Consider the following 12,734-nt stretch of genomic DNA (forward strand, 5'->3'; position numbering starts at 1 on the left):
GCCCGCAACGGACGGCGGGCCGGGGCGGGAGGTGGTGGAGTACGGGCAGCTGGAGGGCGTCCTGCTCCGCCAGCCGCGCGGCGAGGGCGGGTTCGGCTACGATCCCGTGCTCCAGCCCGTGGGGGAGCAGCGCAGTTGCGCGGAGCTGTCCGCAGAGGAGAAGAACGCCATCAGCCACCGCGGCAAGGCCTTCCGTGCCCTGCTGCCGTCCATCGTGGAGGCGCTGCGGCCCGCGGATTCCTGACCCGGGCCTGCTTCGGTCGCAGGCCTTAAACGCAGAGGGTGCGCTGCCCCGGCCGGGGAAGCGCACCCTCTGCGTTTGACTGGCTGCCTAGGGAAGGCGCCGCGTCTTCTGCTCGTCCTCGGGAGCGTGCTCCTCGATGAATTCGTCCACGGGGTCGGTGCCGTAGGCTGCTGCCTGGCGCCTGGCGGACAGGCCGCGGAGAACCTCGATGCCGATCGGCAGGACCGAAACCAGCACGATGGCGATGAAGATGATGTCCAGGTTGTCCCGGATCCACGGTATGCGGTCACCCAGGAGGTAGCCCAGCAGGGTGACGCCGCCGCCCCAGAGCACGGCCCCGATGACGTTGTACAGGAAGAACTTCTTGCGGCTCATCTGGGCCACACCCACGATGACCGGGACGAACGTGCGGATGATGGGAACGAACCGGGCCAGGATCAGCGCCTTCCCGCCGTGCTTTTCGAAGAACGCGTGGGCGTTTTCAACGTTCTCGCGCTTGAAGAGCCTGGAGTTGGGCTTGTTGAAGATGGCCGGTCCCGCTTTGGAACCGATGAGGTACCCGGTCTGGTTGCCGATGATGGCGGAAATCACAATCAGCAGCGCGAACAGCCAGACGTTGAACTTGATGGTGTCCGTGGCCACCAGCAGACCGGCGGTGAACAGCATGGAGTCACCGGGCAGGAAGAACCCCACCAGCAAGCCGGTTTCCGCGAAGACGATGCCGCAGACCAGCAGGACCACCCAAGGGGCAAGGGCTGGATCGGCCAGGAAGACTTGGGGGTTCAGCCAGTCGGGCAGGAAGGAGGCCAGCTGCGGCTGGACCGGTCCTGCCCCGCCCAGCATGGACACGGCGAGGTCGTTCATCACAGGAAAGTTCACCCTCCAAGGGTACTTGACGGGTCTGTGCCTGCAGGGCCCCGCGGGCCCGCGGCGGTAAGGTGGGGGCCGTGGGTTTGGACTTTACTGCAATCGACTTCGAGACGGCGAACGGCTTCAGGGGCTCTCCCTGCGCAGTGGGGCTCACCAAAGTGCGGGGCGGCCGGATTGTGGACGAGGCCGCGTGGCTGATGCGGCCGCCGCGGAACCACGACCATTTCGATTTCCACAACGTCCGGATCCATGGCATCAGTGCCGCAGACGTTGCGGACCGGCCGCGGTTCGGGGACCTGTTCGCCGAAATCGGGGCATTCATCGGCGACGACGTGCTGGCAGCCCACAATGCGGCGTTCGACCTCGGCGTTATCCGCTCCGCCCTGGAGGTGTCCGGCCTTCCGGGGCCAGCCTACGATTACGTCTGCACGGTGATGCTGTCACGGCGGTGCTATTCGCTGGTGTCCAACTCTCTGCCGTTCGCCGCCGAGGAAGCCGGCGTGCCGTTGGTCAAGCACCACGACGCCGCGGAGGACGCCCGGGCCTGCGCGGGGATCCTCATCGACATCGCCCGCCGCAACAGTGCCAACAGCATCGCCGAACTTTACCTTTCCCTGGGTCTCGCGGTGCCGCGGCAGCAGGCCTTCGACCCGGCGGTGGATCCGCTGTCCAAACCCAGCCTTGCCGCCGTCGCCGGCATGTCGCTGCCGGGACCATCCGGCAACGGTGCGGCGCTGGCCCGGCCCTTCCGCTCCGGCTGGCCCGAGGAAGGCATCAACCCCGAACCCAACCCCGACGCCGGGCCCGGGCATCCGTTGTTCGGCCAGACCGTCGTCTTCACGGGTCAGCTGTCCATCGGGCGCCCCGAGGCGAAAGTGAGGAGCGCCGAGGTGGGGGCGCGGACCGAAAGCCGGGTGACCGGGCGTACCACTGTCCTGGTGGTGGGTGACGGCTTCGTGGCCTCGGACCTTCGTTCGGGCAGGCTGACAGGCAAGGCGCGCCGCGTCCTGGAGCTCCATGAGCGGGGCCAGGCTATTGAGGTGCTGTCCGAGGGCGAGTTCCTTCAGATGGTGCCCGCGGCGGAACCGGCCACCGTCTAGGCGGGCCCGGGTGCTCCCGCGCCTGCCGGAATCAGCCTTCGCCGGTAGTGACGCGGACCAGGAGGTCCGCCATGCCGCGGATAACGTCGGGGGCCTCCAGGGCTTCAAGCCAGTCGCCGGGCAGGCAGTCCTCGCCGTAGTGGGCGCCGAGGATGTTCCCGGCCACGGAGGCGGTGGAGTCGCTGTCGCCGCCATGGTTGACGGCCAGGGTTATGGCGTCCCGGAAGTGCCGGACGGCCGGTGAATCCTGCCCGGCAGCCTCACCCGGGACGGTGGCCAACACAGCGTAGAGTGCGACGGCGAGCGCCTCCTCAGCCACCCAGCCTCCGCCCAGTGCCTGCGTCAGTTCCTCCGGCTCAACGATGCCCTTGTGTGCCAGGTGGAGGGCAGCCTGCAGCCGTTCCGGCAGTTCGGGGGCCACGCCGGTGATGGTTGCGGCATGCGCCGCTACGCCGGCTGCCGCCTCCGCCAGCCCCTCGCCCGAGACCAGCCTGTGGATCAGGAGGCTGAAGATCCCGGCACTTTGCCGGGCGGACGGATGGCCGTGCGTGAGGGAAGCGGCATCAAAACTCAGTTTGTACACGGCGTCGGGCGTGATGTGCGGGACCAGCCCGAACGGTGCCGACCGCATCACCGTGCCGCAGCCCTTCGACTCCGGATTGACCGGGCGCGCCGCGGTGCCCATCTCGCCGGTAGCCAGCCCTGAGATGCAGGCCTTGCCGGGGTTCCGGCGCTCGTGCAGCACGGTGTGTCCATCGATCCAGCGCGGCTGTGGAACGGGGGCAGAGGCCGGGGCGGTCTCGCCTTGGGTGGCGAACCACCGCAGGTAGGCGAGCCAGAGGCAGGCGTTGACGTCCGCCCCCACACCCGAGTTGGCCCACTCCAGCGCCTCCACCAGCCCGTCCACGGTGTAGAGCGTCAGCTGAGTATCGTCCGAGAAGTGGCTGCCGCCGGACAATGCTTCAAAGCCGGTGAGCCCGTCCGCGCCGAAGCGGCGCCGGATCTCGTCCATGCCGTCGGACTCCACCGCGTAACCCAGCGAATCGCCCAGCGCGCCGCCCAGCAGGGAACCGTGGATGCGTGACTTCAAAGTGGGTGCGGGTGCGCCGGCGTGGATGCTCATGCAGTAAATTTACCGTGGCACCCGGACCCGTTCCCGCCGGCGTCCTGCTCGCTCCGGGCCGCCCAGCAAACCTCCAGCCTGGGCTGGAATAATGTTCAGGCTGCCTGGCGGCAGCACCCGCATGAACACCGACTTGAAGGTTCCACGATGAGCACCCCCATTCCAGCCCGACCCGACGCCCTGAACGGCAGCCCGGACGCCGTCCGGCCTGGACTGATGCCCAGGATGGCTGCCGAGGGGTTCGGCAGCCTGTTCCTGGCCGTCGCCGGCCTGGGGGTGCCGCTGTTCAGCATCCCGCAGTCCAGCCCCATGCCTGCAGCGCTCGCCGCAGGCCTGGCCGTCACCGCGGCCATGCTCGCGTTCGGCCACGTTTCGGGTGGCCACTTCAACCCGGCCATCACCCTGGGGCACCTCCTGGCGGGACGCATCCGTGCCGGGGCTGCCGGTGCCTATGTGGTGGCCCAGTTTGCCGGGGCGTCACTGGGAGCACTGGCGCTTTACGCGGTCCTGCGGACCCTTCCCGGGATTGCGGACAGCCGCACGGCGTTCGACACAGTCACCGCCGGCTTTGGCGAGCACTCCATCGTCCAGGCGCCACTGGCCGCCGTGCTGCTCCTGGAAGTCCTCGGCGCCGCCATCATCGTCTCCGTGTTCCTCGGCGCAGCAGCCCGCGGCCGGGCAACCAGCGCCGCTGCGCCGGTAGCCGTTGGTTTGACGTTCGCGGCCCTGCTGCAGCTGGGACAGGCGGTGGGCAACCTGCCGTTCAACCCGGCGCGTGCCACCGCATCGGCATTCTTCAGCTCAGGCTGGGCGATGGAACAGCTGTGGGTTTTCCTTGCCGCGCCGCTGGCCGGCGCAGCCATCGCCGGCCTGGTGTTCCGCACCTTCCGGGGTGTTGATCCGGCAGGTGAAGGCGCAGTTGCAGAACCGCAGGCAGGCGCCGAACCTGGCGAGCCCGGCGGTTTGGATATGTCCGACGACGAAGGCCGCGCAGCGCCCCTGGCCGCCCCGGCAGGGGAAACGTCACTCTCCGAAAGGGACAGGGACGGCGGCCCCAGCGAGGCACAGGAATTCTTCGAGGGCAAGAAGGGCTGAAAGCCGGCAGCTGCGGCGGTGGCGCAAACTGTCAGTGGCTCCCGCTAGCTTGGGAATATGCGGTTACTACACACATCGGACTGGCACCTGGGCCGCTCCTTCCACGGCGTGGGCATGCTGGAGTCCCAGCGCGCCTTCATCAACCAGCTCGTCGAGGCGGTCGCCGGGCACCAGGTGGATGTTGTCCTGATCGCCGGTGATGTCTACGACCGCGCCCTGCCGGGCGTGGACGTGGTCCACCTGCTGGACGAGGCGCTGGTCCGGCTCACGTCGGCTGGCGCCAAGGTGGTGCTGACCAGCGGGAACCACGACTCCGCCATCCGCCTCGGCTTTGCCGCGCGGCTGCTGGAACGCGGGGGCGTGCACGTCCGGACCCGTGTGGAGAACCTGGACGAGCCATTGCTGTTGCCACTCGGCGCGGACCCGGCCGGGAAGGAAGCCGTACTGGCCATCTACGGCATCCCCTGGCTTGAGCCCCGACTTGTCGCGGGGCAGCTGGGCGTGCAGACGGCCAGCCACTTCGAGGTCACCCAGGCTGCCACAAGGCTCATCCGCGAAGACATTGAGCGCCGTGCGGCCACCTTCACTGTCCACCCGGTGGTCTTGGCCCACACCTTCGCCAGCGGCGGAATCAGCTCGGACAGCGAACGCGATCTCAGCATCGGGGGAGTGGGTGCCGTCCCCCTGGACCTCTTCGAGGGTTTCAGCTACACCGCCCTCGGCCACCTGCACGGCCGCCAGGCATTGTCCCCGGAGGTGCGGTATTCCGGATCCCCGCTGGCCTATTCCTTTTCAGAGGCGCGGCACCGGAAAGGGGCCTGGCTGGTGGACATTGGCGCGGATGGGGTCAAGGGCGTGGACGAAGTGCTGTTCGAAGCACCCCGCACCCTGGCTGTCCTGCGGGGTCCATTGCAGGACCTCCTGGAGTCGCTGCAGCACGGATGGGCGGAAACCGCCTACTGCCAGATCACCCTCACGGACGCGCAACGGCCCGCCCGGGCAATGGACCGGCTCCGGGCGCGGTTTCCTGACACCCTGGTCCTGGGCTTCGACCCCCAGGGCGGGACAGCCGCCAGTGCCGCCACCTACAGCAGCAGGCTCGCCGAGGCACCGGACGACCTCGCCGTGTGCTGCGGGTTCCTCGAACACGTGCGCGGCCGAGTCCCGGACGCGGCTGAGCAAGCAGCCCTTGCCGCCGCCCTCGAGAACGTCCGTTCCCTGGAGGGTTCACGATGAGGATCCACCACCTGCGCATCTCCGGTTTCGGCCCCTTTGCCGGCACCGAAGAAATCGATTTTGACCGGCTGAGCGGCCACGGGCTGTTCCTTCTCAACGGACCCACCGGCGCCGGAAAGACCAGCGTCCTGGATGCCATTTGCTTTGCCCTGTACGGGTCCGTTCCCGGGGCCCGCCAGGACGGCAAGCGGCTGCGCAGCGACCATGCTGAACCCGGACAGGAGCCAGCGGTCAGCTGTGAATTCTCGGCACAGGGGCGGCGGTTTGAAGTGACGCGCTCGCCGGCCTGGGACAAGCCCAGTACGCGGGGCAAGAACGGGTTCACCACGCAGCAGGCCAAGACGCTCCTTCGGGAGCTCGTGGAGGGCGCGTGGGTGGAGAAATCGGCACGGAATGACGAGGCCGGAGCGGAGATCCTGGCCCTGCTAGGCATGGACCGGGAACAGTTCACCCGCGTGGTGATGCTTCCGCAGGGCGACTTTGCCGCATTCCTGCGGTCAAAGGCTGCGGACCGGCTGGAGCTGCTGCAAAAACTGTTCGGCACCCAGCGTTTTGAGGCACTGGAACAGGAACTCTCGCGCCAGGCAGGTGAGGCAAGGGAGAAAGTCTCTGCCCTGGCCGGGCAACTCGAAGTCCTCGCGGCACGGGCAGAGTCCGAAGCAGCCGCCGTGGAGCTGGATGCGGCAGACGCCCCGCCCGCTGAGAATATGGCCGCACGGCTGGAATGGCTGCGCGATGCAGCCGGGCAACGCTTGGCCCACCTGACGGACCTGGCAAAGGCGGCCGACATAGAGAGCGGCACGCAGGCGCGCGCCGTTGATGAAGAAGGCGCCAGGATAGAACGGTGCCGCAGGCTTAAGACCGCAGGATCCCGCCGGGCAGCTGTCCAGGAGACCGCGCCGCGGCTGGAAAGCCTGGTCCTTCGCCTGGCGCGCCACCGGCAGGCAGCGGTCCTCGACGGGCACCTGAAGGGCGTGGACGCGGCCGAGGCCAGGGTAAGGAATGCCGCCGGCGCCGCCGAATCCGCAATCACCCTGCTTCGCCTCGCCGCGGAAGACAGCAGTGAGCTTGCACGGCTGGATCCAGGCTGGGCCGAAGAGCCTCGCCAGGATAATCCTGGTTTGCGGGGTGCAGGGCTGGCCGGTGCCGGCGCTGCGGCTGCCGCTGGGGAGCTGGGGCGCCTGCGCTCGCTCCTGGCCGTCGTCGAGGCAAGGTTGCCGGACGAGGACAGGCTGCAGGCCCTCCGCAAGCAACAGAACCGGCTGGCCGGGAAGCAACAGGAACTGGAAGGAGGGATCTCCGGACTGGACCACCGCCTGGCATCGCTCCAGGAAGAACGCGACCGGCTAGCGGGCGGCCTGGAACGGTTGGTCCAGCACGCCGGCACCGCCGCGCTGCGGACCAAGGAAGCGGCAGCGGCCACTGAATTGCTGGACGTTGTCCGCCGGCACGCTGCGGCTGCCGCAGCCCGTGACTCCGTGAAGCTGCGGTACGACGCCTCCCGCGACAACCAGCTGGAAGCCAAACGCCGGTGGCTGGATCTTCGGGAAGAGCGGCTGGCAAACGCAGCTGCCGAGCTGGCCGCGCAGCTGGTCGAGGGTGAGCCGTGCGCGGTTTGCGGCAGCAGCGACCATCCCGCCCCCGTCGCTGCCGGGTCCGGAGGCCCGGGCCTGGCCCAGGAGGAGGACGCCGCCCACGCCGCCTATGAAGCTGCAGAAGCCGCCTTCGCCCTGGTTAGTGCAGAACTGACTGAAGCGAACCAGCAGGTGGCTGTCCTCGCAGGCCAGGGTGGGGACACACCCGAAACTGAAGCCCTGGGCGGCGCGGAAGCGGCCCGTGCCGCGGCCGCCGAAGCGGACGCTGCAGTCAAGGAACTTGCGGCAGTAAGGACCCGTCTGGATGCCCTGGATGCAGACCTCGCCGCCGGCCAGGCGTCAAAGGCCGGGATGGAAGCGGAACTGCACCAGGCAAACGGCTCCCTGGCAGATTTGTCTGGGCAGTCTGCCTCGCTGGACCAGGCGCTGTCGGAGCTGCGCGGCGGCCACCGCACCTTGTCCCATCGACTGCGGTCATTGGAGGACGCCGTTGCTGTGCTGGACAAGGCCGTGGAGGCCGCGGCACAACTGGAGCGTGCGCGGACGCAGGCCGCGGACGCCCGGAAACAGCTGGAGCTGGCGCTGCCTGAGGCCGGCTTCGCTACTGCCGAAGAAGCCAGGCAGCAGCTGCTTCCCTCCGCCCAGGCAGCCGTCCTGGAGGATGAGGTCCGGGCCGCCCGGGATGAGGCAGCCAGAGTGGACGAACTCTTCGCGTCGGATGACATCGTGCTGGCGCTTGAAGAACAGGCCGCCGGATTCACCGTTGACGAGCAACGGTTTGCCGCCTTGCGTGACGCCGCCGCTGCTGCCCGCCAGGAAGCGCGCGATGCCCAGCTCGCGGCCGGCATGGCGGGCCGCTGCCTGGAATCTCTGGCCGCCATCAGCGCAGAGTATGAGGCATTGAGCGAGTCTGTCCGGGGGCCAGCCGACCATGCACAGATGCTCGCCGGCTTGGCCGATGCCGCGGCCGGCCGGGGGGAGAACACGTACAGGATGAGCCTGAACAGCTACGTCCTGGCGGCGCGGCTTGAGCAGGTGGCCCTCGCTGCGTCCGAGCGCCTGGTGGCCATGAGTGATGGCCGCTACCTGCTGCAGCACACTGATGCCAAGGCCGCCAGGGGTGCCAAGTCCGGGCTGGGTTTGGAAGTGGTGGACCAATGGACCGGGTATCGCCGCGATACCTCTACCCTGTCCGGCGGTGAATCGTTCATGGCATCCCTGTCCCTGGCGCTTGGCCTCGCCGACGTCGTGCAGCAGGAAGCAGGCGGCGTCGAGATCGAGACACTCTTCGTGGACGAGGGATTCGGGAGCCTGGACGAGCAGTCACTGGAGCAGGTCATGGACGCGCTGGAAGGCTTGCGCGACGGCGGGCGCGTGGTGGGACTCGTCAGCCACGTCGGCGAAATGAAGCAGCGCATCGGCACCCAGTTACAGGTGCTGAAGGGCCGGAACGGGTCCACGCTGCGGATTTCCGAGGCTGCGGATCTTGGGGCCTGACTCTCCAGTCCGGCCCCCGGATGCCCGCGAGGCATCCGGGGGCGCGCTATGACTTCCCCGCTATAATTGTCCAGTTACCGGGTTGCGCGCATCGGGAGGAGGGACGATGCGCATGAACTGAACGAGCCCGGAATGACATCACCAGCCTCCCCGTCCACAGACACTGCCAGCCCCAGCAGCCAGGTTTCCTCCTCAGGCACTCCACCGCGGGGGCGGTTCGCCCGGCTTTCCCACCTTGCCGGCCGCAGCTTCATCGCCATTGGGCTCTTCGCCCGCTTGCCACTGGCCATGCTCACCGTCGGCACGCTCACCATGATCACCTCCGTCAGCGGATCCTACGCCGCGGGCGGGACGGCGGCCGGGGCGGTCGGCATCGGCTCAGCCCTGGGTGCCCCCGTGCTTGGTGCCCTTGCCGACAGGTGGGGGCAGCGTCCAGTCCTGATGGCTTCTGCGCTCATGAACACCGCAGCAGTGGTGGCATTGATCCTCACAGGCACGGGCCTGGGCAGTTCCGGAGGCTTCCACCCGGCAATCCTGGCTGCCGCGTTCGCCGCCGGCGCCAGCTGCCCGCAGGTAGGCCCGCTGGCACGGGTCCGCTGGATGGCCCTGACACTGCATGGGCCTGCGAAGGCCGGCAAGCGGGACCTGGATACCGCCTTGTCCTACGAAAGCACTGCGGATGAGGTGACCTTTGTCCTGGGTCCGGCACTGGTGGGCATCCTTGCCAGCCTCCTGGCTCCCTGGCTTCCGCTGGCGCTTGCTGCAGCGATGACCATCATCCTGGTTCCCGCCTTCGCCGCCCATCCCACCCACCGGGCGGTGCGGCCGGGCCCGAAACGCGCCAGGGGCGACAATGGCACCAAGGACGGCCAGGGCACAATGGGCGCCGGCAGGATCCCCGCGGCGGTGGCCCTGCCCGTGGCGGCCATGGTCTGCATGGGAACTTTTTTCGGCTCCACACAGGCTGCCTTGAGTTCCTTCTCGGCCGGCCAGGCAGGATCTGAACTCGCCGGACTGCTGTACGCCGTCATGGGCCTGAGCTCCGCCGCTGCCGCCCTCTCGGTTGCCTACTGGCCCCAGCGGTTCGGGCTCTCCCGGCGGTGGATCCTGTCTGCTGCGCTGATGGCACTGCTGGCGCTGCTGCTGCTGGTTCCGTCCTCGCTCGCCGCCATGGTGGCAGTCCTGCTCATCCTCGGGCTCCCCGTGGGCCCGGTCATGGTCACGGTTTTCGCGGCCGGCGGCGTGCTGGCACCTGCCGGCCGGCTGGGCACGGTCATGACCGCCCTGGCCAGCGGGATCGTGGCGGGAACAGCGCTTGGCTCATCCATCGGCGGCTATCTTGCAGAGGCCGGCGGCCACCACGCGGCATTCGCGGTTCCCGTCGGCGCCGCCGTGGTACTGGCGCTGCTCGGAGCTGCGGCCGCCAGGGTCCTGAGCACCCGGCAGGCCGGCAACTGACCGCGGCCTCCCGGGTCCTGCGCGCCCGGGAGGCCGGCAACTGACTCTGCCGCTAGGCCAGCTGGCGCTCTATCCGGGCGGCGCTTTCGGCAAGGGCAGCCCCCACGGTCTCCGGATCATGGGCGGAACGGATATAGACGACGGCGAGCGCGGCCGGGCGTCCGCCAGGCACCCGGACCGGGGCTGCCAGCGAGGATACGCCCGCAATGACTTCGTCGTGGCTGGCCGAGTATCCCTTCCGGCGTGCCTCGCCCGCCTCCGGGCGGTAGGGAATTCCTGTGTTCAGCCGGTCCCATTCGGCTTCCGTGAGTGCCGACTGGATGGCAATGCCGGGTGCACCGGCATTGATCGGGTGCCGGGTGCCGGGGTGCTGGGCAACCGTAGCACCTGAATGCCTGGGCTCCACGGTCACAAGGGTGATGCAGTCGTGGTGGTCCCACACGGCTACGAACGCCGTCATGTCGAGGGTGTTGGCCAAGTGCGTCAGCTCGGGAAGGGCGGCGGCCTGGAGGTTCCGCGAAACCCCGCGCGCCAGCACGGCCAGCCCGGGCCCGGGCTGGACTTTGCCGGCGTCGTCCCGCACCAGGAGCGAGTGGTCCTCAAGGGTCCGCAGGATCCGGTAGGCAACCGACCGGTGTACTCCCATGGCGTCAGCCAGTTCCGCGATGGTCAGCGGTCCGGAGGCAGCGGCGAGGATTTCCAGGGCGCGGATGCCCCTGGACAGCGTTTGGGACGCGGAAGCCTGCGCCGGCGCGGCTCCTGAAGGGGCGGCGGCGGTGGGAGTCATGGGTTCCATCCTAGGGGCCAGCTGATTGGGTTTCCGTAGCTCCTATTGTGACCCGGATCGGGCGCTTTTTCGCAATGTGAACCAAGGATTCTCATATGGAATTCCCTAGCCACAGCATGGCCACTGCGAAATTTTGAAAGGGCACGTGTCAAGCCTCACAATTTCGTAGTACCCTACTAACTAACTGACCGTTCTGTCGGTAATCCTGAAGGCGTCCCGGCGGCACTGCTGCCACTGAACAATGGAGTTTCAATGACCACACCGTCCAAGGTGGACACCCTCGCCGGCCCCAGCACCCGCCGGGAGGAACGCAAGGTCCTCGCCGGAACCCTCGTAGGCACCACCATTGAGTGGTACGACTTCTTCATCTTTGCCCAGTTGACCGCCACGCTGCTGTCACCGCTGTTCCTTGCGCCGCTGAACGCATCGAATCCCGGCCTGGCCCAGATCCTCTCTTTCGCCCTGATCGGCATCAGCTTCCTGTTCCGGCCGCTTGGCGCCGTCGTCGCGGGCCACCTGGGCGACCGGTTGGGCCGCAAGGCAGTTCTGGTGATGACCCTCGTGATGATGGGAGCTGCCACCGCCTTGATCGGCATGCTGCCCACCTATGCCCAGATCGGCGCGTGGGCACCTGTCCTCCTGATCCTTCTCCGCATCCTCCAGGGATTCTCTGCCGGAGGTGAATGGGGAGGGGCGGCGCTGATGGCGGTTGAACATGCGCCACTGAACAAACGCGGCCTGTTCGGTGCCTACCCGCAGATCGGTGTGCCGATCGGAATGATCCTCGCAACCGGCCTGCTGTTCCTGCTCAACACGAGCATGTCACGGGAAGATTTCACCGCATGGGGCTGGCGCGTGCCGTTCCTGCTCTCGATCGTCCTCATCGTTGTTGGCTACCTGATCCGCCGCGCCGTGGCCGAGAGCCCGGTTTTCCAGGAAATGGCCGCACGGAAGCAGGAAAGCAAGGCCCCTTTGGGTGAGCTGGTCCGGAACCACAAAAAGCCGGTGCTGTACTCCACCATGATCTTCATCGCGAACAATGCGGCCGGCTATCTGCTGATCGCCTTCTTCATCGCCTACGCCACCCGGACCCTGCAGATGCCTACACCCCAGGTTCTCCTGGCGACCACCCTTGCGTCGTTCGGCTGGCTGATCTTTACCCTGGCGGGAGGCTGGCTCTCGGACCGGATCGGCCGGGTCAAGACGTTCCTCACGGGTTATGCCATCATTTTTGTCTGGATGATTCCCATGTTCGCCCTGATCGACACGAAGAACATCTGGCTGTACGGCGTGGCCCTGTTCGTCCTCACCATCGGCCTGGGCCTCTCCTACGGCCCCATGTCCGCTATGTACGCCGAAATGTTCCCCGCGAATGTCCGCTACTCGGGCATCTCCATTGGGTACGCCTTCGGCGCGATCCTGGGCGGCGCGTTCGCGGCCACCATCGCCGAGACCCTGCTGCAGACAACCAGGTGGACGGGCTCCATCGGCATCTACATCATGGTGCTCTGCGTCATCTCGGCCATTGGTGTGGTGCTCGCGAAGGAAACCAAGGGCCGGCCGCTGGGAGTCAGCCACCACTGACAGCCCTTTTCAGGGGTCGGCTCACGGCCCCTAAGCAACCAGGGGGCCGACGGCGGGGAAAAAGCGCAGCGGACCGCGCCGGAACAGGGGATCAGCCATGGAAGCCTTTCAGCACTCCCGCCCCGGCAATGGAGGCAAAGTTCCC

The 12,734-nt window shown here is 67.8% G+C and carries 10 protein-coding genes; 7 read left to right on the plus strand and 3 right to left on the minus strand.

The genetic code is table 11. The features are described from left to right. Positions 1–244: non-canonical purine NTP pyrophosphatase (locus AC5RTT_RS18025; RefSeq protein ID WP_494146342.1), on the plus strand; the 244-nt coding region annotated here is incomplete at its 5' end. A gap of 87 nt (positions 245–331) precedes the next feature. Here the strand turns inward: AC5RTT_RS18025 and AC5RTT_RS18030 are convergent. After that, a complete protein-coding gene (locus AC5RTT_RS18030) occupies positions 332–1,108 on the minus strand; it encodes a VTT domain-containing protein (protein ID WP_494008987.1) in 777 nt (258 codons plus the stop codon). A gap of 83 nt (positions 1,109–1,191) precedes the next feature. On the opposite strand from AC5RTT_RS18030, the gene AC5RTT_RS18035 reads away from it, so the two are divergent. Continuing rightward, positions 1,192–2,214 (plus strand): 3'-5' exonuclease, encoded by a 1,023-nt coding sequence (locus AC5RTT_RS18035; protein WP_494146343.1) that lies wholly within the window; start codon positions 1,192–1,194, stop codon positions 2,212–2,214. A 31-nt stretch (positions 2,215–2,245) separates the two neighbouring features. On the opposite strand, the gene AC5RTT_RS18040 is transcribed toward AC5RTT_RS18035, so the two are convergent. Further along, a complete protein-coding gene (locus tag AC5RTT_RS18040; protein ID WP_494146344.1) occupies positions 2,246–3,337 on the minus strand; it encodes an ADP-ribosylglycohydrolase family protein in 1,092 nt (363 codons plus the stop codon). Between the two features lie 147 nt (positions 3,338–3,484). On the opposite strand from AC5RTT_RS18040, the gene AC5RTT_RS18045 reads away from it, so the two are divergent. The 4 genes from AC5RTT_RS18045 (at position 3,485) to AC5RTT_RS18060 (ending at position 10,218) form a co-directional block, all read left to right on the plus strand. Further along, positions 3,485–4,432, plus strand: coding sequence for an MIP/aquaporin family protein (locus AC5RTT_RS18045; protein ID WP_494146345.1), 948 nt, complete (start codon positions 3,485–3,487; stop codon positions 4,430–4,432). A 57-nt stretch (positions 4,433–4,489) separates the two neighbouring features. Next, positions 4,490–5,668 carry an exonuclease SbcCD subunit D gene (locus AC5RTT_RS18050; RefSeq protein ID WP_494146346.1) on the plus strand — a complete coding sequence of 393 codons (1,179 nt, stop codon included), beginning with the start codon at positions 4,490–4,492 and terminating at the stop codon, positions 5,666–5,668. Further along, positions 5,665–8,760: an AAA family ATPase gene (locus tag AC5RTT_RS18055; protein WP_494146347.1), complete on the plus strand. Its 3,096-nt coding sequence runs from the start codon at positions 5,665–5,667 to the stop codon at positions 8,758–8,760. Before AC5RTT_RS18050 ends, AC5RTT_RS18055 begins: the two co-directional genes overlap by 4 nt. A gap of 132 nt (positions 8,761–8,892) precedes the next feature. After that, complete coding sequence (locus tag AC5RTT_RS18060; protein ID WP_494146348.1) at positions 8,893–10,218, plus strand: MFS transporter; 1,326 nt, start codon at positions 8,893–8,895, stop codon at positions 10,216–10,218. A 52-nt stretch (positions 10,219–10,270) separates the two neighbouring features. Here the strand turns inward: AC5RTT_RS18060 and AC5RTT_RS18065 are convergent, their stop codons facing one another. After that, positions 10,271–11,005, minus strand: a complete 735-nt coding sequence (locus tag AC5RTT_RS18065; RefSeq protein ID WP_494146349.1) for an IclR family transcriptional regulator — start codon at positions 11,003–11,005, stop codon at positions 10,271–10,273. 252 nt (positions 11,006–11,257) lie between these two features. On the opposite strand from AC5RTT_RS18065, the gene AC5RTT_RS18070 reads away from it, so the two are divergent. Beyond that, positions 11,258–12,589, plus strand: coding sequence for an MFS transporter (locus AC5RTT_RS18070; protein WP_494146350.1), 1,332 nt, complete (start codon positions 11,258–11,260; stop codon positions 12,587–12,589). Positions 12,590–12,734 lie beyond the last annotated feature (145 nt).

It is taken from the genome of Arthrobacter sp. Y3221157 (assembly GCF_059089865.1).